At 70.2% G+C, this 24,958-nt stretch carries 20 protein-coding genes; 11 read left to right on the top strand and 9 right to left on the bottom strand.

The features are described from left to right. Nucleotides 1–20: 20 nt before the first annotated feature. The gene (locus ACFQS2_RS07855; RefSeq protein ID WP_377793273.1) at nt 21–812 is read right to left on the bottom strand and encodes an IclR family transcriptional regulator; all 792 of its coding nucleotides are present in this window, start codon (nt 810–812) and stop codon (nt 21–23) included. A 116-nt stretch (nt 813–928) separates the two neighbouring features. On the opposite strand from ACFQS2_RS07855, the gene ACFQS2_RS07850 reads away from it, so the two are divergent. After that, nucleotides 929–1,249 carry a putative quinol monooxygenase gene (locus ACFQS2_RS07850; protein WP_377793272.1) on the top strand — a complete coding sequence of 107 codons (321 nt, stop codon included), beginning with the start codon at nt 929–931 and terminating at the stop codon, nt 1,247–1,249. Between the two features lie 81 nt (nt 1,250–1,330). On the opposite strand, the gene ACFQS2_RS07845 is transcribed toward ACFQS2_RS07850, so the two are convergent. Further along, a complete protein-coding gene (locus ACFQS2_RS07845; protein WP_377019404.1) occupies nt 1,331–1,597 on the bottom strand; it encodes a DUF3072 domain-containing protein in 267 nt (88 codons plus the stop codon). A gap of 265 nt (nt 1,598–1,862) precedes the next feature. Between ACFQS2_RS07845 and ACFQS2_RS07840 the strand changes: the two genes are divergently transcribed. Then, complete coding sequence (locus ACFQS2_RS07840; protein ID WP_377793271.1) at nt 1,863–2,708, top strand: SDR family oxidoreductase; 846 nt, start codon at nt 1,863–1,865, stop codon at nt 2,706–2,708. A 12-nt stretch (nt 2,709–2,720) separates the two neighbouring features. Here ACFQS2_RS07840 and ACFQS2_RS07835 read toward each other — a convergent pair whose 3' ends face one another. Beyond that, complete coding sequence (locus tag ACFQS2_RS07835; protein WP_377019406.1) at nt 2,721–3,347, bottom strand: dihydrofolate reductase family protein; 627 nt, start codon at nt 3,345–3,347, stop codon at nt 2,721–2,723. Between the two features lie 143 nt (nt 3,348–3,490). Then, on the bottom strand, nt 3,491–5,212 hold the full coding sequence (locus ACFQS2_RS07830) for a GNAT family N-acetyltransferase (RefSeq protein ID WP_377793270.1): 1,722 nt from the start codon (nt 5,210–5,212) through the stop codon (nt 3,491–3,493). On the opposite strand from ACFQS2_RS07830, the gene ACFQS2_RS07825 reads away from it, so the two are divergent. From ACFQS2_RS07825 to ACFQS2_RS07810, 4 genes are all read left to right on the top strand, one after another. After that, nucleotides 5,198–6,040, top strand: coding sequence for an alpha/beta fold hydrolase (locus ACFQS2_RS07825; protein WP_377793269.1), 843 nt, complete (start codon nt 5,198–5,200; stop codon nt 6,038–6,040). The two genes, ACFQS2_RS07830 and ACFQS2_RS07825, sit on opposite strands and share 15 nt — an antisense overlap. A 443-nt stretch (nt 6,041–6,483) precedes the next feature. Further along, nucleotides 6,484–8,721, top strand: a complete 2,238-nt coding sequence (gene betT / locus ACFQS2_RS07820; RefSeq protein ID WP_377793268.1) for a choline BCCT transporter BetT — start codon at nt 6,484–6,486, stop codon at nt 8,719–8,721. A gap of 5 nt (nt 8,722–8,726) precedes the next feature. After that, the gene (locus ACFQS2_RS07815; protein WP_377793267.1) at nt 8,727–10,211 is read left to right on the top strand and encodes an aldehyde dehydrogenase family protein; all 1,485 of its coding nucleotides are present in this window, start codon (nt 8,727–8,729) and stop codon (nt 10,209–10,211) included. A 149-nt stretch (nt 10,212–10,360) separates the two neighbouring features. Then, nucleotides 10,361–11,953, top strand: coding sequence for a GMC family oxidoreductase (locus tag ACFQS2_RS07810; RefSeq protein WP_377793266.1), 1,593 nt, complete (start codon nt 10,361–10,363; stop codon nt 11,951–11,953). 184 nt (nt 11,954–12,137) lie between these two features. Here the strand turns inward: ACFQS2_RS07810 and betC are convergent, their stop codons facing one another. Both betC and ACFQS2_RS07800 read right to left on the bottom strand, forming a co-directional pair. Further along, nucleotides 12,138–13,712, bottom strand: coding sequence for a choline-sulfatase (gene betC / locus ACFQS2_RS07805; protein WP_377793265.1), 1,575 nt, complete (start codon nt 13,710–13,712; stop codon nt 12,138–12,140). Next, entirely contained in the window at nt 13,709–15,688 is a 1,980-nt protein-coding gene (locus tag ACFQS2_RS07800; RefSeq protein WP_377793264.1) for a BCCT family transporter, read from the bottom strand. Before ACFQS2_RS07800 ends, betC begins: the two co-directional genes overlap by 4 nt. A gap of 293 nt (nt 15,689–15,981) precedes the next feature. Here ACFQS2_RS07800 and ACFQS2_RS07795 point away from each other — a divergent pair, with 293 nt between their 5' ends. The 3 genes from ACFQS2_RS07795 (at nt 15,982) to ACFQS2_RS07785 (ending at nt 18,833) form a co-directional block, all read left to right on the top strand. Next, nucleotides 15,982–16,728, top strand: a complete 747-nt coding sequence (locus ACFQS2_RS07795) for a helix-turn-helix transcriptional regulator (protein ID WP_377793263.1) — start codon at nt 15,982–15,984, stop codon at nt 16,726–16,728. A 136-nt stretch (nt 16,729–16,864) separates the two neighbouring features. Beyond that, a complete protein-coding gene (locus tag ACFQS2_RS07790) occupies nt 16,865–17,704 on the top strand; it encodes a VOC family protein (protein WP_377793262.1) in 840 nt (279 codons plus the stop codon). A 22-nt stretch (nt 17,705–17,726) separates the two neighbouring features. Then, on the top strand, nt 17,727–18,833 hold the full coding sequence (locus tag ACFQS2_RS07785; protein WP_377793261.1) for a serine hydrolase domain-containing protein: 1,107 nt from the start codon (nt 17,727–17,729) through the stop codon (nt 18,831–18,833). Nucleotides 18,834–18,846: 13 nt separating this feature from the next. On the opposite strand, the gene ACFQS2_RS07780 is transcribed toward ACFQS2_RS07785, so the two are convergent. Next, nucleotides 18,847–19,761 (bottom strand): NADP-dependent oxidoreductase, encoded by a 915-nt coding sequence (locus ACFQS2_RS07780; protein ID WP_377019419.1) that lies wholly within the window; start codon nt 19,759–19,761, stop codon nt 18,847–18,849. 224 nt (nt 19,762–19,985) lie between these two features. On the opposite strand from ACFQS2_RS07780, the gene ACFQS2_RS07775 reads away from it, so the two are divergent. After that, the gene (locus tag ACFQS2_RS07775) at nt 19,986–22,580 is read left to right on the top strand and encodes a lamin tail domain-containing protein (RefSeq protein WP_377793260.1); all 2,595 of its coding nucleotides are present in this window, start codon (nt 19,986–19,988) and stop codon (nt 22,578–22,580) included. A 43-nt stretch (nt 22,581–22,623) separates the two neighbouring features. Here ACFQS2_RS07775 and ACFQS2_RS07770 read toward each other — a convergent pair whose 3' ends face one another. Further along, entirely contained in the window at nt 22,624–23,328 is a 705-nt protein-coding gene (locus tag ACFQS2_RS07770; RefSeq protein ID WP_377793259.1) for a TetR/AcrR family transcriptional regulator, read from the bottom strand. Between the two features lie 26 nt (nt 23,329–23,354). Further along, nucleotides 23,355–24,020, bottom strand: a complete 666-nt coding sequence (locus tag ACFQS2_RS07765; protein ID WP_377793258.1) for a hypothetical protein — start codon at nt 24,018–24,020, stop codon at nt 23,355–23,357. 238 nt (nt 24,021–24,258) lie between these two features. Here ACFQS2_RS07765 and ACFQS2_RS07760 point away from each other — a divergent pair, with 238 nt between their 5' ends. Then, nucleotides 24,259–24,891, top strand: a complete 633-nt coding sequence (locus tag ACFQS2_RS07760; RefSeq protein ID WP_377793257.1) for a TetR/AcrR family transcriptional regulator — start codon at nt 24,259–24,261, stop codon at nt 24,889–24,891. The last annotated feature ends 67 nt before the right edge of the window (nt 24,892–24,958 follow it).

Genomic DNA, 24,958 nt, shown 5'->3' with positions numbered 1-24,958 from the left:
GGCGAGAACGAGAACGGGGTTCAGCCGTGGTGGGTGCCGAGGCGGTAGGCCCGGCCGGCGCGCGAGGCGCAGGCACGCACCCGGTCCTCGACGTGCCGGGTGCGGCCCTCGAACGCCGCGACGGGCGCGGAGACCGCGACGGACCCGATGAGCATGCCGTCGTCGGCCTTGATCGAGGCGGCGAGGCAGTCCGTCCCCGTCTGGAACTCCTGGTGCTCCCAGGCGATGCCCCGCGCGGAGATCTCCTCCAGGTGCCGGCGCAGCAGCTCGGGGTCGGTGATCGTGCGATCGGTGTGGGCGCGCAGCTCGCGATCGGCGAGGTAGGCGTCGCGTTCCTCGAGCGTGAGGGCGCTGAGCCCCACCTTCCCGAAGGCGGTGGAGTGCGGGCTCTCATGGAAGCCGAATCCCATGGGACTCAGCCGCGGGTGCTGCGGGGAGTCCGCGACGAAGACGACGACGAAGTCCGTGCCCCGGTGGATCGCGAGATAGGCGGCCATTCCCAGGTCGCGGTGCATCGCGCAGACCTCCTCGCGCACCGCGCGCGGAATGCCGAGATCCTCGTGGAGGCCGACGGCGAGGCGGTGCAGCTGGTAGCCCAGGGCGAACCGCTTCTCATCCCTGAGGTGGACGAGGTACTCCTCACGGATCAGCTCCTGGGCGATCCGGTACACCGTCGGCAGCGGGATAGACGTGGCGTCGGCGATGGTGCGTGCCGAGCTGCTGCCGTGCTGGGCGACGGCCTCGAGCACGGCGAGCGCCCTGGCGATCTGTCCGGCCGGGGCCTCGTCGTCCCGGTCCTTCATCAGGGTCATCCTGCCTCCTTGCGATCGACCCCCATTGTGCTCTTCTTGTCCTGCGAGAATCGCTCTATCGCACGCCTCGCCCGCCGGGCAGGCTGTTCGCACCACCGATCCGGAAAGGACCCGACATGATCCTGATCAACGTCAAGTTCCCCGTGAAGCCCGAGTTCGCCGACCAGTGGCCCGAGCTCTCGCGGGAGTTCACCGAGGCGACGCTGGCCGAGCCGGGCAACAAGTGGTTCGAGTGGTCCCGCAGCGTGAAGGACCCCAACACCTATGTGCTGATCGAGGCCTTCACCGACGACGGCGCCGAGCCGCACGTGAACTCACCGCATTTCCAGAAGATGCAGGAGGAGTTCCCGCAGTACCTCTCCGCGACCCCGCAGATCATCTCCCAGCAGGTCGAGGTCGAGGACTGGGGTCCGATGGGAGAGCTCACGGTGGACTGACTCGACTGAGCCGGCTGAAGCAGGGCAGGACGACGACGGGGCGCGGTGGATGACCGCCGCGCCCCGTCCCGTCGTGAGGGCTCAGCCCGGGCGCCCGCCCTGGAGCCGGTCGATGTGCTCGGAGGCCTCGGCCTTGGTGAGGTTCGCCGGGAGCTCCTCCCCCGCCTGCTTGGCGAGCGTGTCGAGGTAAGACTTTTGAGCCTCGGTCATCGGGTCGTCCCCGCTGACCCACTCCTCGGGGTCGCGCTGCAGCGCGGGGTCGCTCTGGCCATCGCCTGTCGCGCCGAGGGTCTCCTGGCCGCGGTCGTCCGCCGCACGGGAGGGATCATCAGGCGTCGGATCGGTCATCGGGAGCCTCCTGGAATGACGGCCGCCGGATCGGGCCGGCGGGGTCCTGATCGTGGTGACAGTTTAGTGCGCGCACTGCGCCCCGCCCCGGATCGAGCGCTTCCTCGTCCGTTCGGTCGGCTCATGGTCGTGCTCGGTCACCCGGGTGGCGCCGCGGAAGGTTCTCGTGCGGCGAGAACCTCCGTTGCCGTCGGGGCCAGGCGTTGCTGTGCTGTCGCTGCGGTGCCGCTCGGCACCGCCGGAACTCTCGATGAGGAGAAGAACCATGAGCACCACGCACAGCGGCACCGACGATCTGTCGACCATCGAGGCGGCGCGGCGCAGGGCCCCCGAGGGCCAGCGGGTCGCCGTCGTCACCGGAGCGGCCCGCGGCATCGGCGAAGGGATCGCCCGGCGCCTGGGGCGAGACGGCCTGCACGTCGTGGTGGCGGATCTGCCGACCATGCAGGAGGGCATCGACTCCACGGTGGAGGCGATCACCGCGGCGGGCGGGACGGCCACGGGCACGGACGTGGACGTCACGGACGAGGCCTCGGTCGAGCGCCTGGTCGCCTCTGCCGTCGAGGCCGGCGGCCACCTGGACGTGTTCGTCGCCAACGCCGGCATCGCCCAGGTCCAGGAGCTGATCGACTACGACGCCGCGGATTTCCAGAAGATCGTGGACGTGAACATCACCGGAGTGTTCAACTCCTACCGTCAGGCGGCCCGGCAGATGGTCGCCCAGGGTCATGGCGGCAAGATCATCGGCGCCGCCTCGATCGTCGCCTTCCGCCCCTTCGCGCTGCTGGGGCCCTACTCGGCCACGAAGTGGGCGGTCCGCGGGCTGACCCAGGCCGCTGCGATGGAGTGGGCCGAGCACGGGATCACGGTGAACGCCTACGGTCCCGGCATCGTCGGCACCACGATGTGGGATCTCATCGACGAGAAGCTGGCAGCCAAGAACGGCCAGCAGCGGGGTGAGGCCCTGGCCGAGAACGCCCGCTCGATCCACCTCGGACGGGTCTCGGTCCCGGACGATGTGGCCCGCATGGTCTCCTACCTCGCGAGCGAGGACTCGGACTACGTCACCGGTCAGACGATGCTGGTCGACGGCGGGATCCAGTTCAGCTGAGACCCGATGGAGTCAGCGCTGCCACGCCGTCCCGGGCGGCTCGGGCAGGTGCGTCGGCGAGTAGTCGAGCAGTTGCAGTCCGCCGGCGAAGGTGCGCGCCTCCCGCAGATCAAGACGGAAGTCCTCGAACTGCTCCCAGATGCGCTCGAGGCCGGTACGGCCCGTGATCACCGGGAACAGGATGACGCGGAATCGGTCCACCACGCCCGCCCGCAGCAGCGAATGCGCGAGACGGATGCTGCCGATGGTGGTCAGCGGCTTGCTCGAGGTGCGTTTGAGGTCTCTGACCCCCTGGATGGCATCAGTGCTGATCAGCGTGGTGCTCGGCCAGGAGAGCGGCTCCTCCAGGGTGGCGGAGAAGACCACTTTGTCCGTGGCGGTCATCTGCTCGAAGCTGGCCTTCTCCTCCGCGGAGACGTCGATCTGCGCGGCCTCGACCGCCATCTGCGACATCAGCCGGTAGGTGGTCGCGCCCATCAGCACGAGGCGCTCGGGTTCCTGCGCGAGCCATTCGAGGTACTCGGGGCTCTCCAGTCCCCACCACCCCGGCCACCCCTCGGCGGCGGCGCAGCCGTCCAGAGAGAGGATGAAATCGACGATCAGTTCCTGTTCTGCCTGCGGAGTCTGGGCGTCGGCCATGACCGGTCCTCGTCATCGAGCGCTGCGCTGGGGGCGCGTGCGCGGTGCGTCCACGCTAGTGCCTGAAGGTCACCTCGACCAGGCCCACGCCGTCACAGGGCGCGCTTGAGACCGGCGTGGGTCGCCTCGTAGCCGAGCCGCGCCTAGAACTCGCGGGCGCCGGTGCGCTCGAGGTCCGTGGTGAGCTGGGCCAGGGATGCGCCGCGGGTGCGCCCGTGGGCATGGGCCCACTCGAACATCGCCCTGCCCAGGCCGCGGGAGCGTTCGGAGAGTGCCACGCGCACCGCCTCGATCTGCAAGCGGGTGGCGCCGCGACGCGAGAGACCGGGCAGGATCGTCAGCTGCATCGTGCCCACCACGGTCCCGCCCTCGTCGCGCACCACAGCCAGATAGTGCGCACGATCGTGGGCGATCTGGTCGAACGCGGCCTCGTACTCCTCGAGGTCCCCGGCCTCGCGGGTGCGGCCGATGTCGTCGTCGGCCAGCAGGTCCCGGATCGCCGGGAGGTCTCCTCGCTCGGCCCGCTGGAGGCGATAGGTCCTCTGCCCGCACCGCAGCACGTCCCCGGCGGAGGATCGTGCTCGCTGCTGCATCCGGGCGACCAGCGCGTCGAGCCAGGCGCCCACCCCGGCACGGGCCTCGCCGGTGTCCGGGTAGCGGCAGCGCAGATGCACTCCCGCCTCGTCGAGGATGAACCAGAGCATCACCCCGTCGGGGCGGGTCGCGGCGCTGACGTACTGGGCCTGCAGGCCGACGTCGTCGATGCGCACGGGCAGCCGCCGCAGGTCCAGCCAGGAGATCGCGAACATGCCCGGGGCCTCCGGCATGCCTCCCCAGGGAGCGAGGACCTTCTCGAGCGGCCACGATCCGAGGCGGATCGCCTCCTTGACAGCGGCCGCGGCGGCGGCCGGCGCCGGGTCCCCGGATTCCAGCACGGAATTGGTGATGAACCAGCCCACCGAGTCGTGCCAGGTGGTGTCGTACCGGCTGTGGACCGGGAACACGGCGCGCAGCGGGACCCCTGCCAGCTCGCGGGTCACCTCGGTCATCAGGGAGACCGCCAGCGCGAGGGTGGAGACCCCGTCGGAGCGGGCCTGCGCGGAGAGGGCGGCGGTATCGTCCACGTCCAGGACGTCACGGACCTCCACCCGCTCGGGCTGCGGCCCGGCCTCCCCCAGCGGCAGCGGGAAACGAGGCATGACGTCCCCGCCCGCGGCGATGATCTCCCGCCAGCGGCGCTGGACATCCTCGGGAGCGTCGCGGCCGCGCAGGATCCGGGTGTGCTCGGCGAAGGTCGGGACCCAGCCGGGGAAGAGCTCGCGGCCGGCGCCGACGTCCGCCAGGGCGGTGAGCAGGTCGCGGGCGAGCACGAGCATGGACCACATATCCACGTGGGCGTGATCCGCGGCCAGCACGAGCGTGGGGCCCTGGGCGGTGTCGATCATGCACAGCCGGTGGGCGGGGCGCGCCAGGGACACGCAGTGCTCATCGAGCACCTCGCGGAGCACTTCGTGCATGGAACGACCGGGGCCGACGGGATGATCGACCCAGCGGCCGGGCCCGACCTCGATGCTCCTGAGCCGCACTCCTGCATGCTCGGTCTCGTCGGTCTCGTCGAACACAGTGCGCAGCGTGCCGTGGCGGGCGATCACGCCCAGCCACGCGGCACCGAGCTGATCGGGGTCGACCCGGCTGGGCAGGGTCAGCGAGATGGCCATCCACGAGCCCGGCCGGTTGCCGGCGGCCACGTGGCGGCGCTGATCGAAGGAGACCGGCAGCTCGGCGCCAGGGGCGGACGTCTCCACCTCGTAGCTGCGCAGAGCACCGAACGGGAGCCGCAGATGGGCGACGTGGGTGAGCCGCATGGCGGTAATCTAACCGGCACCCGTCTCGCCACCGACCCGGAGGTCCCGTTGTCACCATTCCGTGTCCGAGGGGCCGAGCTCGCCTGTGAGTACAGCGACGAGGGCGGGCATCCGGTGGTCCAGCTGCACGGGCTGACCTCGAGCCGTGCTCGGGACCGACTGCTCGATCTGGATCTCGGTCGGGGCCAGTCCGGGACCCGCCTGCTGCGCTATGACGCGCGCGGCCACGGCCGCTCCACCGGGTGCCCACTGCCGGAGGACTACCGCTGGAGCCGGCTGGCCGAGGACCTGCTGGCGCTGGTGGAGGCCTACTTCCCCGGGGAGGCGGTGCACGGCGTCGGACCGTCGATGGGATGCGGCACCCTGCTGCACGCGGCAGTGCGGGAACCGGACCGGTTCGACGGACTGACTCTGCTGCTGCCGCCGACGGCGTGGGAGACCCGCGCCGCGCAGGCGAGGAACTACGAACGACTGGCAGCATTCGTCGAGCGCCATGGCGCCGAACGCCTCGCCGGTGCCGGCGCGAGCCTGCACGCGCTGCCTCCGGCCGCGGCGAGCCATCCTCCGGCGACCCCGGACGTCGCCGAACGGCTGCTCCCGGCGGCCTACCGAGGGGCTGCGCTCAGTGACCTGCCCTCCCGGCAGGAGCTCGCGGGCCTCCGGCTGCCGGTGTCGATCCTGGCGTGGACCGGGGACGGAGGCCATCCCGTCTCCACTGCGCTCTCACTCGCACGGGTGCTGCCGCGGGCCCGGCTCCGGATCGCCGAGCGACCCGAGCAGGTGGCGGCATGGCCCGAGGTGCTGCGCGAGGACGTCGGTCGCGACTGAGCGGGGCCGCTCGGCCGCCCGGGCGCCGCTGGGCGCCGAGCCGATTCCGGAGAGTTGCGCGAAGGCACGGAATTCGTGTGCCCCGCGCGGTCTTCGCGAACGTCGAGAATTCTCGCGCTGGCCCCTCGCGAGCATTCACGATTCCGGCGGTCCGCGGCCCTGCGGCCGGCGGCACGACCCCGGTCGGCTCCGTACGCACCTGCGATGCAACCCTGGACAGCGACGGGAACACGCGCGAGACTGATCTGCACCTGCCCCGGCGTGGCATTCCGCACCCGAGAAATCGTCATCTGATGGGTGGATCACGGACTGTGCACCGATAGTGGCCCGCGGAGCGGAGATCACCTTAGTGTCGTGCGTCGGCCGAACCCGCCGGAACGAAGAATTCCCGGCGCCGGCCGATGCACCGTCGGACCCCTCGCTCGTCGATCGAAAGGACCGTGATGGCCCAGGCCGCCCAGAGCCACCCGCCCACGTCAGCTCCCGGACCCGGGAGGGACCCCGGTGGGGAGGACGGCGGCCCCGCGTCCCGCACGGCGGGCTCCCACTCCCCCGTGAACTGGCCGGTGTTCATCGGCACCTCGGTGCTCATCGTGGCGTTCGTGCTGTTCGCCGCGATCTGGCCGGGCACCGCCGAGACGGTCATCTTCGGCTCCATGGGCTGGGTGGCGACGAACTTCGGCTGGTACTACGTGCTCACGGCCGCCCTCGTGGTGGTGTTCGTCGTGATCGTGGCGGCCTCCAAGGTGGGCCAGACCCGGCTGGGTCCGGACCATTCGCAGCCGAAGTACAACATGTTCACGTGGGCCGCGATGCTGTTCGCCGCGGGGATCGGCGTGGACCTGATGTTCTTCGGCATCTCCGGTCCGGCGACGAACTACTTGACCCCGCCGGACGTCCCCGCCGGCTCCGCCGAGGCCGCGCGGATGGCCCCGATCTGGACGATCTTCCACTACGGCATCCCGGGCTGGGCGATGTACGCCCTGATGGGCATGGCTTTCGGCCTGTTCGCCTACCGGTATCACCTGCCGCTGAGCATCCGTTCCGCTCTCGCCCCGATCTTCGGCCGCCGCATCCACGGCGCCGTGGGGCACGCGGCCGAGATCGCCTCGACGATCGGCACCATCTTCGGCATCTCGGTCTCCCTCGGCATCGGCGTGGTGTTCTTGAACTTCGGGCTCTCCGCGCTGTTCGGGATCCCCAATTCGATCGCGGTGCAGATCGCTCTGATGGCGCTGGCCGTGTTCATCACCATCGCCTCGACCGTCTCGGGTGTGGACAAGGGCATCCGCCGCCTGGCGGAGCTGAACGTCTACCTCGCGATCGCCCTGATGCTGTGGGTGCTGATCACCGGTGAGACCCACCAGCTGCTCAACGCCCTGGTCCAGAACATCGGCGACTTCTTCTCCCGCTTCCCCTCGATGCTGATGACCACCTTCGCCTACAGCGACGGGACCGAGGGCTATCCCGCGGATCAGTGGATGGCGGACTGGACGCTGTTCTTCTGGGCCTGGTGGATCGCCTGGGCGCCGTTCGTCAGCCTGTTCCTGGCGCGCATCTCCCGCGGCCGCACCCTGCGCGAGTTCATCGTCGGCGTGCTGCTGATCCCCTTCTCGTTCATCCTGCTGTGGGTCTCGATCTTCGGCAACGCCGCGCTGGGCTTCTTCGGGGACCAGGAGTTCCTGGATCTCGCGGTCAATCAGCCCGAATCCGGCTTCTTCAACCTGCTGGAGCAGTACCCGGGGTCGCTGTTCACCGTGTCCCTGGCTCTGCTGACCGGCCTGTTTTTCTATGTCACCTCAGCCGACTCCGGCTCGCTGGTGATGGCGAACATGACCTCGAAGGCCTCCAGCACCGACTCGGACGGCCCGCCGTGGCTGCGGATCGTGTGGGCCGTGATCACCGGCGCCCTGACCGTGGTCATGCTGTTCATCGACGGCGTGTACACGCTGCAGGCTGCGACCGTGATGGTGGGACTGCCGCTGTCGATCATGGTGTACCTGGTGATGTTCAGCCTGTGGAAGGTGCTGAGGACCGAGCGGATGAACCTCGAGTCGCGCCAGGCGGCACTGCCCGCGCTGCTGACCAGCCGGGTGCGCGAGGGCGGCGAACGCGGAACCTGGCGGGACCGGCTGCGCCACCGCATGTCCTACGCCTCCGCCGAGCAGGCCACGGACTTCGTCGAGACGGTCGCCACGCCCGCCGTGGAGGAGGTCGCCGCGGAGCTGAGCGAACTGGGCTGCGAGGTCACCTGCCACCGCGGGTCCCACCCGGACAGCTCCATCCCCTTCGTCGACCTGGTCGTCTCCTTCCCCGAGGGTGAGGACTTCAAGTACCAGACCTACCCCGTGGCCTACTCCGTCCCGAACTTCGCGGCCAACCTGGCCGCCGTGAAGGACACCTACTACCGCATCGAGATCTTCTCGGCCCTGGGGTCGCGGGGACGCGACATCATGGGGTACACGAAGGATCAGGTCATCGCCGATGTCCTGGACGCCTACGACGCCCACATCATGTATCTGACCATGAGCCGACAGATCGGCACCGTGACCGGCGCGGTCCCGGTGACCGCTCCGGACGAATGGGTCGACACCGACCAGCTCGACCACCCCGCCCCGACGACCGCTGCGCCCGACCGGACGGGCCCGGCCCCCCGCACCACCCGCGACGGAGGAGAATGAGCGCCATGACTGACCAGATCGCCACCCTGTACATCGACGGCCAGTGGGTCCCCTCCTCGTCCGGAGAGACCCGCACCGTGACCTGCCCGGCCGATCAGAGCGAGGTCGGAGTGGTCAGCGAGGCCACCGCCGAGGACGTCGAGCGGGCCATTCTCGCGGCCCGGGCCGCCTTCGAGTCCCGCGTCTGGGCCGACAAGCCGGCCTCCGAGCGCGGGGACTTCCTGCTGCAGGTCGCCGATGCGCTGGCGGCCCGCAAGGACGAATTCGCCCGCGCCGAGGCGCTCGACACCGGCAAGCGGCTGGTCGAGGCCGAAGGCGACATGGACGACATCACCGCCTGCTTCCGCTACTTCGGCAAGATCGCCGATCAGAACCCCGGGCGCCTCGTCGACGCCGGTGACGGCAGCGTCATCTCCCGCGTCGTCCACGAGCCCGTCGGCGTGTGCGGGATGATCACGCCCTGGAACTTCCCCCTGCTGCAGGCCTCGTGGAAGATCGCCCCGGCACTGGCCGCGGGCAACTCCTTCATCATCAAGCCGGCCGAGCTCACCCCGCACACCACGATCCTCATCCTGGACGTGCTGGACAAGCTCGGGCTGCCCGCCGGGGTCGCCAACCTCGTGCTCGGCGCCGGCGGCGTGGTCGGCGCTCCCCTGTCCTCCCATCCGGAGATCGACCTGATCTCCTTCACCGGCGGCCTGGTCACCGGCCGCAAGATCGCCGAGTCCGCGGCGAGCGACATCAAGAAGGTCGCCCTCGAACTCGGCGGCAAGAACCCCAACGTGGTCTTCGCCGACGCCGATTACGAGGCGGCGCTGGACAATGCGCTGAACGCCGGGTTCCTCGACTCGGGCCTGGTCTGCTCCGCGGGCACGCGCCTGATCGTCCAGGACACCATCGCCGAGCAGTTCGTCGACGACCTCGTCGCCCGCGCCGAGGGCATCGTCATGGGCGGTCCGCTCGACGAGGATGCGGAGACCGGCCCGCTGGTCTCCGCCGAGCACCGTGACAAGGTCACCGACTACGTCAATCGCGGCGTCGAGGCCGGTGCCCGGCTGCGCACCGGCGGGAACTGGGGCGGCCCCGAGCACGAGCAGGGCTTCTTCTACGCCCCGACCGTCCTGGATCAGTGCACCGCCGAGAACCCGGCCGTGGTCGAGGAGGGCTTCGGCCCCGTGATCACCGTGGAGACCTTCTCCACGGAGGAGGAGGCGATCGAGATCGCCAACCACACCGAGTACGGCCTGGCCGGCGCGGTGTGGACATCGAACTCCGGCACCGCCAATCGGGTCTCGCGGCGTCTGCGCCACGGCACCATCTGGATCAACGACTTCCACCCCTACCTGCCGCAGGCGGAGTGGGGTGGCTTCAAGCGCTCCGGCATCGGCCGCGAGCTCGGCCCGAGCGGACTCGAGGAGTACACCGAGGCCAAGCACATCTACGAGAACACCGAGCCCGCGGTCTCCGGCTGGTTCCCGCGCAAAGGCTGATCGACGTACTGCGAGCTTGCGAGCGGTAGGAGACCAGCCCAGCAAACTCAGCTGATCGACGTACTGCGAGCTTGCGAGCGGTAGGAGACCAGCCCGGCACGCTCAGCTGATCGACCCTCATTCTCACGGAACGACAGGAAGAAGACACGATGTCCGACCAGGACCTTCCCTCCGAGAACCCCGTCACCGAATACGACTACATCGTGGTCGGCGGCGGATCCGCCGGCGCCGTGGTCGCCTCGCGGCTCAGCGAGGACCCCAGCCTCGAGGTCGCACTCCTCGAAGCCGGTGACAACGACCTCGACCACGCCGAGGTGCTGGACCTCCAGCGCTGGCCCGAGCTGCTCGAATCCGGGCTCGACTGGGACTACCCGATCGAGCCGCAGGAGCACGGCAACTCCTTCATGCGCCATGCGCGCGCGAAGGTCCTGGGCGGGTGCTCCTCCCACAACTCCTGCATCGCCTTCTACCCCCCGGCCGAGGACATGGACCTGTGGGAGAAGCTGGGCGCCGACGGCTGGAACGCCGAGGCGATCCTGCCGCTGATCAAGCGATTGGAGACCAACAGCTCCCGCAGCGGCGAGGGGCACGGCACCGACGGCCCGGTCCACCTCATGGACGTTCCCCCGGAGGATCCGCTGGGGGCCGCACTGCTGGAGGCGTGCGAGCAGGCCGGCATCCCCACGGCGACCTTCAACGACTTCGAGACCGTGGTCAACGGGGCGAACTGGTTCCAGGTCAACCGCAGGGCCGACGGCACCCGGTCGTCGTCCTCAGTGTCCTACCTGCACCCGGTCATGGAGCGGGAGAACCTGCACATCCTCACCGGTCACCACGTGGCGCAGGTGCTCTTCGACGCCGACCAGCGGGCCACCGGGGTCGAGTACGTCGACAACGCCTTCGGCCGCTCCTCCGTGATGCACGCACGCCGCGAGGTGGTCCTCTCCGCCGGCGCGATCGACTCCCCGAAGCTGCTGATGCTCTCCGGCATCGGCCCGGCCGATCATCTGCGCGAGCTCGGCATCGAGGTGCGCGTGGACTCCCCCGGCGTCGGCTCGAACCTCCAGGACCACCCGGAAGCCGTGATCTCGTGGGAGTCCACGCAGAAGATGACGCGCGATACGACCCAGTGGTGGGAGATCGGGATCTTCACGCCCACCCAGGACGGGCTGGACCTGCCGGATCTGATGATGCACTACGGCTCTGTGCCCTTCGACATGCACACCCGCCGGCAGGGCTACCCCACCTCCCCGGAGTCCTTCGCGCTGACTCCGAACATCACCCATGCCCGCTCCCGCGGCACGGTGCGGCTGCGCTCGATCGACTACCGGGACAAGCCCAAGGTCGACCCGCGCTACTTCACCGACGAGGACGGCCATGACATGGCCGTCGCCGTGGCCGGTATCCGCAAGGCCCGGGAGATCGTCTCCCAGCCCGGCATGGACGCCTTCCGCGGCCGCGAGCTCTACCCCGGTGAGGACGTCCAGAGCGACGAGGAGATCGCCGACTACGTCTCCCGCACCCACAACACCGTCTATCACCCGGCCGGCTCCTGCCGGATGGGCTCGGCCGACGACGACTCCTCACCGCTGGATCCGCAGCTGCGGGTCAAGGGCGTCACGGGGCTGCGCGTGGTCGACGGCTCGGTGATGCCTCAGCTGGTCGCGGTGAACCCCAACATCACCACGATGCTGATCGGTGAGCGCGCCGCGGACCTGATCCGGAGCGCACAGGGCGCCTGACCCCCGCTCCCTCTCTCCCCGGGAGAACAGCGCAACGAACGAGATCCGCGACTTGTAGGGAATGGCTCGCTCATTCCCTACAAGTCGCGGATCTCGCTGGTCCGTCGGGCGTGCGCTGGTCCGTCGGGTGCCCTCCGGTCCGTCGGGCGTGCGCTGGCCCGTCGGGCGCGCTGCGGTCAGTGGCTCAGGAGGTCTCCTCCATGGGGATCGCGTCGCGGATCTGCCCGAACTCCAGGGCACCCCAGAAGTCGCCGCGCACGTAGCGCTGCGTGGGGTCGGGGACGAAGTCCCACGGGCGCGGGGTGCCGGTCTGCAGCGCCTCGGCCACGAGGCGACGCCGTGCCTGGCTGGCCAGGACGGCCTCCTCGAGAGCGGCGAGATCGTACTGGTTCTCCAGCGCGCCGCGCAGCCGGCTGACGAGCTCGGTGTGCTCGGGCCGCTCGGGCCGCTCGGCGACGTTGGTCAGCTCGTGCGGGTCGCCGACCAGGTCGAAGAGCTGATCGGGATCGCCCGGGCAGACCACGTACTTGTATTGACCGCGCACGAGGGTCAGCTGCGGGCGCAGCGTGCCCTCGGCGAGGTACTCGATCACCACGTCGCGGTCCTCGGGGCCGGCCTTCCCGTCGGCCTCGCGACGCGCGGATTCCAGCAGTGACATGCCCCGGCGCGCGGGGTCACGGCCCTCCCTGTCCTGGTCGCCGGGCGCACCGGCCAGGTCCAGCAGGGTCGGCATCAGGTCGAGCAGCGAGACCGGGTTCGCGTACCGGCCGCGCGGGACCAGGTGCTCGGGCCCGTAGACGATCATCGGCACGCGCGAGGACTCCTCGTACGGCGACATCTTGTACCACAGGCCCTTCTCGCCCAGCATGTCGCCGTGATCGCTGGTGACGATGATGACCGTGTTCTCGAGCAGCCCGAGACTCTCCAGGCGCTCGCGGATCCGGCCCACGTGGTCATCGATGTAGCTCACGGCGGCGTAGTAGGAGCGCCGGGCGCGCCGGACCTCGTCGAGGGTCGGCTCGCGCCGGTCGAATCCGCTCATCGCCCGCAGACGATGGCTGTGCGGGTCCTCGTCCGCGCTGGGCACCTGCGGGTGCGCGGGATCGGGGATGTCGACGTCCTCGAACCGGTCCCAGTGCTCCTGGGGCGGCTCGTACGGGTCGTGGGGATGGATGAAGCTGGTGACCATGAGGAAGGGAATGTCCTCCCCCGCGGCCTGGTTCGCGCGCACACGGTCGTTGAGGTGGCGCAGCGTATGGAAGCCCACCTCGTCGTCGAAGTCCTGCTGGACGGTGGCCTTCGAGACGCCCGCCGTGAAGACGGCGTCGGCGTCGTGATACCACTGCAGCCGGTCGCCGAGATCCCGCTGCCAGTCCGGGACCATGTCCAGGTCCGCCGGGTAGACGTCGGTGGTCAGTCGCTGCTCGAACCCGTGGTGCTGGTCGGGGCCGATGAAGTGCATGCGGCCGACCAGCGCGGTGTGGTAGCCGGCGGCGCGCAGGTGGTGGGCGAACGTCGGCGTGGAGGCGCCGAAGTCGTCCCCGTTGTCGTAGCACCCGATGTCCGAGGGCATGCGGCCCGTCATCATCGATGCCCGCGAGGGAGCGCACAGCGGCGTATTGCAGTAGGCGCGGTCGAACACCGCTGCCTCCTGGGCGAGGGCGTCGATGTTCGGGGTCAGAGCCGCCTGGTCCCCGTAGGCGCCGAGCGCCTGCGCGGCCATCTGGTCGGCCTGGATGACGACGATGTTCGGTCTCATGGCGTGTCCTTTCGTGTGCTCGGGGTGGCAGTGACCTCGGGCGACACCGAGCCGGTGTCGTCCTCCTCGGTCTCGGGGGTCCAGCCGTCGGCCCACTCTCCGGTCTCGAAGTCGAAGCCGACGGGCTCGCCGTGCTCGTCGGTGCGCTGGTACCACTCGGTGTAATCCGCATGGGTGGAGTCGACCCCGGCGCCGGCGCCCTCCCCGGGCTCGGCCCGGACGACCTGCAGGCTGAAGTCGTCGTCGTACTTGTCCACGCCGTCCACGACCGCGTTGCTGACGGCGGCCTCCGCGTACTTCTGACGCAGGGTGTTCGGGTCCGTGCGCAGCTCACGGAACCACGCCACGACGATCAGGAGCATGACGACCGCGAAGGGCACGGCCGTGACGATCACCAGTGACTGCAGCCCCTGGAGCGCGGACTCGTTGCCCAGCAGCAGCATGACCACGGCGATGCCGGCCATCACCAGGCCCCAGAAGACGACCAGGACCTTGGGCGGGTTGGAGCTGCCTCGGGTGGTGAGGATGCCCATCACCACCGAGGCCGAATCGGCGGCGGTGATGAAGAAGATCGCCAGGATCGCCATGATCAGCAGCGGCATCACGCTGGCGAAGGGCAGGTTGTCCACGATCGAGAAGAGCACCTCGGGGGCGTTGACCTCTTCGATCACGCCCAGGCCGCCCTCGCGGTACATCGAGATGGCGGTCCCGCCCATGATCCCGTAGGCGACGAACAGCAGCGAGGACGGGATCAGGATGACGCCGAGGACGAACTGGCGGATGCTGCGGCCCCGGGAGATGCGGGCGATGAAGATGCCGACGAAGGGCGACCAGGAGATCCACCATGCCCAGTAGTACACGGTCCAGGCCGACTGGAAGTCGAGCGTCTCCTGGCCCCAGGAGGCCGAGCGGGCCATGAGGTGGAACAGCGAGCCCACGTACTCCATGATGGCCGAGGGCAGCAGGTTCAGCAGGAACAGCGTGGGACCGAGCAGGAACACCAGACCGGTGAAGCCGATGGTCAGCACGATGTTGAGGTTGGAGAGGTAGCGGATGCCGCGGGAGACGCCGGAGACGGCGGAGATCACGAACCCGACGGCGAGCACCGCGATGACCAGGAGCAGGGCAGTGTTGGTCAGCTCCGAGGCGCCGGAGACGATGACGACACCCTGACCGATCTGCAGGGCCGCGATACCGAGGGCCGCGGCGGTGCCGAACAGGGTCGCGATGATCGCGAAGGTGTCCACCAGCTGACCGGCCCAGCCCTCGGTGCGCCGCTTGCCGAACAGGTGCTGGAAGATCGAGGACATCAGCAGGGACCGCCCGCGACGGTAGGCCGCATAGGCGACGGCTCCGCCGACCAGCGCGTACATCGCCCAGGCGTGGAAGCCCCAGTGGTAGTACGTCTGGGCCAGTGCGTAGTGCATGGCCTCGACGGACTCCGCCTCGTTCGTCAGCGGCGGCGGCGAGAGGAAGTAGGTCAGCGGCTCGGCCGGGCCCCAGAACATCACGCCGATGCCCAGGCCGGCGGCGAACAGCATCGCCACCCAGGAGAAGGTGGAGAACTCCGGCTTCTCCCCGTCCTTGCCCAGCGGGATCTTCCCGTACCGCGAGAGGCTGAGGATGATCATGGCGACCAGCACCACGGTGGCGACGGCGTTGAACAGCCACCCCAGGTGGCTCATCGTCCACGCGTACGCCGCGTTGGCGACGGTGCCGACGCTCGCCGGATCGACGATGCCCCAGATCACGAAGGCGACGGTGAGGATCCCGGCCACCCCGAAGACGATCTTGTCGACGTGGTAGATGCGGCGCTGGTCATCGAGGCCGATGCCGGGCACCAGAGCTGGATGGATGTTGTGGGGATACTTCGGACGGGAATAGTCCAGGCTGGGCAGCCGGTCTCCGCCGCGCCGGTCGGTACGTCGTGACCCGGCGGGCCCTCTCCTGCCGGTGGCAGATTCGTCCTCGGTCATCACAGAGCTTCTCCGTTCGGGATGGCGGACTCCCCTGCACCGGGGCGGTCACGACCTCCGACGGATCGGACCAGCCGGCACCGGTGATCGGGTCCAGCATCACGCGGACCACGGGGAGTAGGGCTCTGCCACTGTAACCATGCGCTGGGCAGTCACGTACTGCCACCGTCATCCCGCCGTGCGGAGACCGGCCGGGCGGGAGCCGGCGCCGAGGGACAGGGCCCACCGGCCACGTCCCCCGCAAGCGCTTTTCCCGCCTGCGACTGCCGTGTACAACGATTTAGACTCGGCGCGTGACCCAGACCACTGAACGGCAGACGTCCGCGCCGTGGGACTCCGTGCTCGCTCTCGCGCGGCGGGAGGCCGCGACGCTGAAGGTCGCAGATCTCGCCGACGAGGCGGGCTACAGCCCCTTCCACTTCGCCCGGCGCTTCAGTGCTCACGTGGGCATCGGTCCCGGCCAATACCTCATCGCGATGCGGATCGACGCCGCCAAGCGAATGCTGCTCGGCGCAGAGCACCCCGTGATCGACGTGGCCGCCGCCGTCGGGTTCGACTCCCTCTCCAGCTTCAGCCGGCGCTTCCGCGAGACCGTCGGGGTGCCGCCGGCCGAGCTCCGCCGCCTGGCGGAGCGGATCAGCGACCACCCGCCGCGCCCTTTCTCGCTGACTGCCCCCGACGAGCGGACCGTACGGATCCACCTCGAGGTGCCGGAGGAGCTGAGCCGCCGCGGAGATGCCTCGATCTGGGTGGGCTGGTACGCGCACCCTGCACCCATCGGGCTGCCGCGCTCGGGAGCGCTGACCTCCGGCGAGCAGTTCATCGACCTCCCGCTGTGCGACAGCGCCCCGTTCCTGCTCGGCTTCGCGGTGGCCCCTGGCGCCGACCCACGCGCCCATCTGACGCCGTCGACCCCCGTCGTCGCCGCCCATCCTCATCCGGTCACCGCCGCCGGCGAGGTCACCCTGCGATTCCGGGCCCAGGGGGACGCGGGCGGGATTCCTCTGCTCTCGGCGCTGCCGAGCCTGTGCCGACGGTGACAGCGCCCGGCCCGGCAGCATCAGAGGTGCGCAGGGCCGAATGTGCGCAGGATCGGACAAGACCAGACCCTCGCGAGCCTCTACTGTGAGCCACAGCACTGTCCGCCGCACTCCGCGACTCACTCCTGGAGGAATCATGGCCCGCCCCACCGGAGACACGACCTGGCTCGATCTCGGCACGACGAAGCTCGAGGCGACCCTCACCTTCTACTCCGAACTCTTCGGCTGGACGTTCGAGGACACCGGCGAGGAGTTCGGTCACTACCACATGATCAGCAACGACGGTGCGCCCGTCGGCGGCCTCATGGACGTGGCGGGCATGCCGATGCCCGACGGGACACCGCTCGAGAGCGGCTGGGACGTCTACCTCGCCGTCGACGACGTCGACGCCCGCCTCGCCCGGGCCACCGAGCACGGCGCGAGCGTGTTCTCCCCCGCCATGGACATCGGCCCGCTCGGCCGCAGCGCGATGATCACCGACCCCACCGGCGCGCGCGTCGGCCTGTGGCAGGCGAACGAGTTCGAGGGCTTCGAGTTCACGGGCGCGCCCGGATCGCCGGTGTGGTTCGAACTGATGACCCACGAGTTCGACGCGGCCCGCGAGTTCTACTCGACCCTGCTCGACATCCAGCTGGAGCCGATGGACGAATCCATGGACGACGGAATGATGCGGTACCTCAACGCCGGCCCCATGGACAGCGCCACCTGGGGGCTCGGGGACAGCACGGCCTTCATGCCGAAGGAGGCCACGGGCTGGCGCGCCTACCTGGCCGTCGAGAGCGCGGATCCGGCGGCCGCGAAGGTCCAGGAGCTGGGAGGGTCCGTGCTGGACGGTCCGATCGACTCCCCGTTCGGCCGGTTCGCCACCGTCGCCGATCCGGACGGTGCCACGTTCCAGATCTGCGCCATGTCGGAGGCCGTCGGCAAGAGCCCCGCCGCGGGTGAGCCCGAGGTCGGCGCGACGGCTGCCGGCTGAGGGCTCTGCTGAGGCTCGCCTCGTGACCACTGATCTGACACGGCTGCTGTCCCGTCACGTCGAGTCCGGCACCATGCCCGGAGCTGTCGCCACGTGCGGCCATGGCTACGAGCCGGTCGCCGTCGGCACCGATGCCCCGGGCGGGTCACCGTTGCGCACCGGTGCCATCTTCCGCATCCAGTCGATGACGAAGATCGTCACCTCGGTGGCGGCGCTGCGCCTCGTCCAGGACGGCGTGCTCGGCCTGGACGACCCGGTCGCCGAGTGGATGCCGGAGCTCGCCGAGCCCCGCGTGCTCACCAGTGCGGAGGCGGAGCTGGAGGACACGGTGCCCGCCTCCCGCCCGATCACGCTGCGGCACCTGCTGACGAACCGGTCCGGGTACGGGATGATGACCACCGACTCGCCGCTGAAGCGCGCCATGGTCGCCTCCCGCGTCGAGCCGGGCAACGAGCCGCTCGAGCTCGGTGCCCAGGAGTGGCTCGAGGCTCTCGCCGCCCTGCCCCTCGCGTTCCAGCCCGGCGACGGGTGGCGCTACCACGTCTCCTTCGGTGTGCTCGGCATCCTGCTCGGTCGCCTTACAGGGGAGAGCACCCACGACGTGCTGCGGCGGACGGTGCTCGATCCGGCGGGCATGCCCGACACGGGTTTCGCCGTCCCTCGCGAGCAGGCCCACCGCCTGCTGCCCGCCTTCCGCCGCACCGAGCACGGTCTTGAGCAGATCGAGCCCGCCGGTGCGGGCTTCTATGCCGATCCGCCACCGTTCGACGTCAGCCACTCCGAGCTGGTCTCGACTCTCTCTGACTTCCACGCGTTCCTGCGTGCGCTGCTGGACGGCGACCTGCTGGGCCCGGAGCTGCTGGGCGAGCTGCGGCGGGACCAGGTGCCCGACTCGGTGAAGACCCCGGAGAGCTTCTTCCCCGGCTTCTGGGAGGGCAACGGCTGGGGCTATGGGGTCTCGGTGGTGACCGACGGCCCGCACCGGGGCCGTTTCGGCTGGTCCGGCGGGATGGGCACCGACTTCTTCGCCGATCCCGACGGCAGCATCTGCCTCGTCATGACCCAGGTGGAGATGGACGAGCAGATCTTCGCGCTGCTGGGCGAGCTGCAGGAGCTCGGCGGGCCGTAGGGCCAGCCGAGCCTCAGCGGGTGGCGTCGATGATGAGTTTGCCGTTCGCCGAGCCGTTCTTGCTGGTCTCCAGTGCCTCGGCCGCGTCGGCGAGCGCGAAGGTGCGGTCGATCTCGACGCTGAGGGTGCCGGCGGCGACCTTCTCCAGCAGCGTGCGCAGACGCTGCCCATCCGGTCGCACCCACACCCAGTGGCCGCCCTTCTCCTCGACCGAGGGATCGGCGACCGAGACATGGCGTCCCCCATCGGCCAGCACGGCGAGGGTGTCCTCGCGGACTCCGCCCACGAAGTCGGCGACAGCGGTGACGCCGTCGGGCGCGACCTCGCGGACCCGCTCGACGAGGCCGTCCCCGTAGGTCACCGGGGTCACGCCGATCGCGCGGAGCTTGTCGTGGTTCTTCTCGGAGGCGGTGCCGATCACGGTGGCGCCGATCTCCCGGGCCAGCTGCGCCGCGGAGTAGCCGACCCCGCCGGAGGCGGCATGGATCAGCAGGGTGTCCTCAGCGGTCAGCTCCAGCGTCTCCAGCGAGCGCAGTGCGGTCAGGCCCGCCAGCGGCAGCCCGGCGGCGGCCTCGTCGTCGACCTCGTCCGGGATCGCGGCCACCGAGGTGGCGGGCAGCGTCACGTACTCGGCGTAGGTGCCGCCGTAGACGGCGTCCTTGCGCCCGTAGGAGGCGACGCGGTCACCGGGGGCGAATTCGGGGGTGTCCGGGCCGACGGCTTCGACCACGCCGGCCACGTCCCAGCCGGGGATGACCGGGAAGAAGACATCCATCATCTGGTCGAGCCCGCCGGCCATCAGCTTCCAGTCCACGGGGTTGACCGAGGCCCGCTGGACCCGGATCAGCACGGTGCCCGGGCTGACCTTCGGGGTGGGCTGCTCGGTGAGCTCCAGGGTGCTGGGGTCTCCGTACTCGGGGTAAGTCATAGCGCGCATACCCGGGACAACACGCGACGCGCCGCGAACATTCCCGTGGCGACCACCCGGTCCGTGACGGCCGCCCGGCCCCGGTCGGCGCGGACCGCCGGCCCCGTCGGCCCCGTCGGCCCCGTCGGCCCGTCCGCTGTCGGTCACGCCCAGGACGCCCCGCGTTCACCTGGCAGTGATCGGATGTCCAGGTCGTCCAGTACATCCCGATCCGAGGAGCGCCCTTGCGCCGCTGCCCCCGCCCTGTCCTGCGCCTCTCCGCGCTCGCTCTCGCCGCTCCCCTGTTTGCGGTTCCCGCCGCTCTGGGTATCGGCCTCGCCCCGGCGCTCGCCGCCCCGGCAGACGACGTGCGCATCAGCGAGGTCGAGTCCAGCGGCGACGGCCCCGACTGGGTCGAGCTGGTCAACAACGGCTCCGAGCCCATCGATCTCTCCGGGTGGCACCTGCGCGATGACAAGGACGACCGCGACTGGACCGTTCCGGAGGGAACCACCATCGCCCCTGGTGCGCATCTGGTGCTCGAGAGCGAGGAGACCGACGGCGACGGAGGCTTCGACTTCGGGCTGGGGAAGTCCGACCAGGCGCGTCTGTACCTGCCCGACGGCACGACCGAGGTGGACTCCGTGGCGTGGGATTCTCACGCCGAGACCACGTACATCGTCATCGACGGAGAGCTCGTCGTGGCCGAGGAGGTCACCCAGGGCGCCGAGAACTCGGGCCCGATGCCCGAGGATGAGCCCACCGAGCCCGCAGAGCCCGTTCCCGGCGAGGATTCCGTGGTGATCAACGAGGTCGTCTCCAACGGCGGCGATCCCGACGACTGGGTCGAGCTGACCAACACCGGCTCCGAGCCGGTGGATCTCAGCGGCTGGTACCTGCTGGACGACGACGACGCCAAGGAGCCCTCGGTGTTCACCGACGGCACCGTGATCGAACCCGGCGAGTACGTGGTCGTCGACCGCGACGAACTGGGATTCGGACTGGGCAAGGGCGACATGGCCCGGCTGTTCGCCCCTACCGGCACCCTGGTCGATACAGCCGACTGGGCGGACGACACGCACGCCAAGCCCTCCCTGCAGCGCTGCGCCGACGGCACGGGGGCGTTCGAGCTCAGCATGCTCCCCACCAAGGGCGCCGCCAACAACTGCGCGGCCCCGGTGGTCATCAACGAGACCGGCTCCCAGGGCGAGGACTTCGTCGAGCTGCGCAACACCGGTGACGAGCCGGCAGACCTCGGCGGATACGTCGTCCGCGATGACGACGACGAGCACACCTACGAGATCCCGGCCGGGACCACGCTCGAGGCCGGCGGACTGCTGCTGATCACCGGCGACGAACTGGGCTTCGGGCTGGGAGGAGAGGACGCGGCGCGCCTGTTCGCTCCGGACGGTGCGCAGCTCGGCGAGACCTCCTGGAGCGAGCACGTCTCCCCCAGCAACGGCCTGTGCGAGGACGAGTACGTCCCCCAGGCGAGCGCGACCCCGGGCGAGACGAACGACTGCGCCGAGCCCGAGCCTGCCGCGGAGCTGCCCACCAGCGGTGAGGTCGCCGTGCTGGATGACGAGGCCGCATGGGGCGAGGACCTCTCCGGGCTGGACGCCGCGATGATCGACGGTGAGATGGTGCTGTGGGCGACCAACAACGACGCCGGCCAGATCTCCCGGCTCGTCGAGAACGCCGACGGCACGTTCGCACCTTCCGAGGGCTGGCCCGCGGGCGGCATCCCCACGCGCTTCCCGGACGGCACCGGCACGCCGGACGGCGAGGGCATCTCCTACGGCGAGGACGGCAAGCTCTACCAGTCCATCGAGCGCGACAACGACACCGGCGGCACCAGCCACAACGCCGTGCTGCGCTACGACCCGGCCGCGGCCGAGGGGGCCGACGAACTGGTCGCCGAGGCCGAATGGGACCTCACCGCACTGCTGCCGGAGACGGCGGCGAACGCAGGCCTCGAGGCGATCGAGGTCGCACCGGCCAGTGCCCTGGACAACCTCGGCGGCGAGGTCCCCGCCGGCGCCGAGGCCTACGCCTTCGTGGCGCTCGAGGCGACGGGCGAGGTGTACGCCCTCGCGCTCATGCCCGACGGGTCCGCCGATCTCGTCGCCACGCTCGCCTCCCCCTTCGACGGCGTGATGGCGCTGGATCTGCAGGAATCGACCGGGACGCTGCGCGCCTTCTGCGACGAGGCCTGCGAGGGCGAATCGGTCAGCTACGACCTCACGGCCGGTGAGGTCACCGCCTCCGAGCGCACCGCCCGTCCCGCCGGGATGGACAACATCGCCAACGAGGGCGTGGCCCTCGCCCCGCTGGAGACCTGCGCCGACGGCGCCCTGGCGATCTACTACGCCGATGACGCGGACACCGACGGCCACTCGCTGCGCGCAGCCGAGCTGACCGGGCTGGATTGCTCTGCGGGCGAGGCCACCAACCCGGGCACGGAACCGGGTACGGAACTCGACGAAGCCACGGATCCGGGAACCGGCGACGACACCGACGCAGGCACCGGCGACGCGGGGACCGGCACCGGGGACGGCGCAGACGCGGGGCAGGACCCGGCACCGTCCGCCAGCAGCGAGAGCGAGCCCGCCGGCAGCGAGAGCGAGCCCGCCGGCGGCGAGAGCGACCCGGCCGGTGACGGCACGGTCACCGTGACCGTCCCGGGCTCCTCGGATTCCGACGCCGTCGCCGTCGACTCCGGCCCCTCGGCAGAGGGAACGCTCGCCCGTACGGGCACGGAAGCGGCCGGCGTGGCGGCTCTGGCCCTCGCGGCCCTGGGCGCCGGCTTTTGGATGCTGCGCCGCAGCCGCCAGAGCTGACCGGCCCGGGCGTCGCCGGCGAGAGCAGACTGCGGCGAGCGGCTCAGCGGCGCGGCGAGGACCATCCGGCGTCGCGGAGCCGCTCGACGGCGTCCAGCAGCAGGTCGAGGGCGAATTCGAACTCGAACTGCTCGTCGCACCCCGCATCCAGCCGGGAGAGGTCGTCGCCGACCGTGGCCAGGGCCACCGCTGCGATGCTCGGATACTGCTGGGCCATCCGATCGACCATCTGCGCTCGCGCCTCGGGGTCCGGCGGTGGGGTCGCCGCGTCCGGGACGCCTGGAGCGTCGAAGGCCTCGGGGCTGAAGCCCCAGATGCGGTGCCCCAGGGCGTGCATGGCATGGTGGGTGAGATCCGGGGAGAACCCTCCGGCGAGGAACGCTCCGGTCACGCGCTCCATGTGCTCGAGCACGGCGGGGGTGCGCCGGGTGCGGGTCTCGATCAGCGTCCGCAGCCAGGGATGGGCGAGGACCAGCTCCCGCGCGGCGAGCACCGTGTGCCGCACCCGGGCATTCCACGCCAGGGACGGATCCGACGGGGCGATGCTCGACACCAGCTCGTCGACCATCCCGTCCCGGAGATCCTCCTTGCCCTCGACGTGCTTGTACAGCGCCATCGGGACCACGCCGAGACGTGCCGCCAGCTTGCGCATGGTCACCGCTGCGAGCCCGTCCTCGTCGGCCAGTGCCACCGCTTCGCGCAGTGCGCGCCCTCGCGTGACGGGGGTACGTCCGTCGGCCGGTGCCATGTCCCTCCTCGAATCGGGTCGGAGGGTCAGACTACGGCGGCTTCCGAGCGCGGGCTCGAGTCCGTCCGACCGCGGCGCGGCCGCCAGGTGAGGCCGAGGCCGATCAGGGCGAGCGCGAACGGGAGTGCTGCGAATCGATGCAGCTCATGCGGCAGGAACGAGGTCGCCAGCGGAACCAGCGCGCCGAGCCCGATGAGCACGGCCACCCAGCGCGGCTGGACCCGGGAGCGCCACAGGCCGACGCCGAAGAGCACGCCTCCGCCCATGAACAGCACACCGGAGAGCGGCCCCAGTGCCGTGAGTGCCCCGAGATCCCCGGTGACCTCCCCGCCTCCGGCGAGTGCGATGAAGTCGATGGTGATGCCGGGAGCCTCCTCCGCGGTGACGGGAAGCACGAGGGCCTCGACGAACATGACCATCGCGGTCAGGAGATAGAAGGCGGCCAGCAGCAGGAATCCGGCCAGGCCCGGTACGCCGGACCGGCGGGCCTGACGGAGATAGGCGCCGCTGACACCGGCGAGCCCGAGAATCGCCATGGCCAGGGTCAGCGCGGCCACGAGGGCCCAGGCCGGCGTGGTGACGCTGGCCAGCTCATCGGGCGGATGGATGAACTGGATCGCGGCGAACAGAGTGCCGGCGGCGACGGCCGCGATCGCCGCGGCCGCCTGAAGGGCGAGAGGTTCGATACGCATGGCATGCTCCCGATCAGAGGTGTACTGCGTACACCTCGAGCGTAGGTGTACACCGTACACCAGTCAAGGGTCGAGCACGGCCTGAGGGGCGTTCAGCTGCGGGCACGGCCCGGCGCCCGCCGACCCCTCGCACGCGGCCGCACCGCCGCCGTCCCGAACCCCGACGCGATGAGGCGCACACACGACGAACCTTGCATGCCGTGCAAACTTGCACGTACTGTAAAAATCAATGAGGAACTTGGACGCAGCACAGGAAGCCGTGGGACGGCGCGAGCAGAAGAAGCTCGAGACCCGTCAGGCGCTCAAGGACAGCGCCCTGGATCTCGCGCTCGAGTACGGGATCGAGGCGCTGACGGTCGAAGCGATCAGCGAGACCGTCATGGTGGCTCCGCGGACGTTCTTCAACTACTTCGCCCGCAAGGAGGATGCCCTGGTCGCCGAACCGGCGGTGCCCGTGGAGGAGATCCAGCGGATGCTGCTGGAGCGCCCCTCCGAGGAGTCGCCGCTGCAGGCGCTGCGCGTCGTGCTCGCCCAGTGCGACTTCTTCGGGACGAACCACATGGGTCGCCGACGGGCGCTGGCGCGCAAGAAGCTGGTCCAGGAGCACCCGCCCCTGATGGCCCGCCAGCTCACGCACTACGCCTGGGTCGAACGAGCCCTTGCCGAGGCCCTCGCCGAGAGGCTCGGGACCGACCCCGGGCCCGACCTCCGCCCGGACCTGCTCGCGGCGATCGCCGTTAGCACGCTGCGGGTGGCGATGCGCCGCTGGAGCACCGACGGGGAGCAGAGCCTGGAACGCCAGATCGACAAAGGCTTCGCGCTCCTCGAACAGGGCGATCTGCTGGGAGCACAGCCCTCCCCCGCCCATTGAGCACCCAGCCCGCGGACGACGGACGACGGACGACGGACGACGACACACCCTGCACCATCCCGGCCGG

The sequence above is a fragment of the Brachybacterium sp. GCM10030267 genome, from assembly GCF_042666875.1.
GTDB lineage: Bacteria > Actinomycetota > Actinomycetes > Actinomycetales > Dermabacteraceae > Brachybacterium.
Note: the sequence above shows the minus strand (reverse complement) of the source record. Positions and strands in the feature narration are given on the sequence as shown.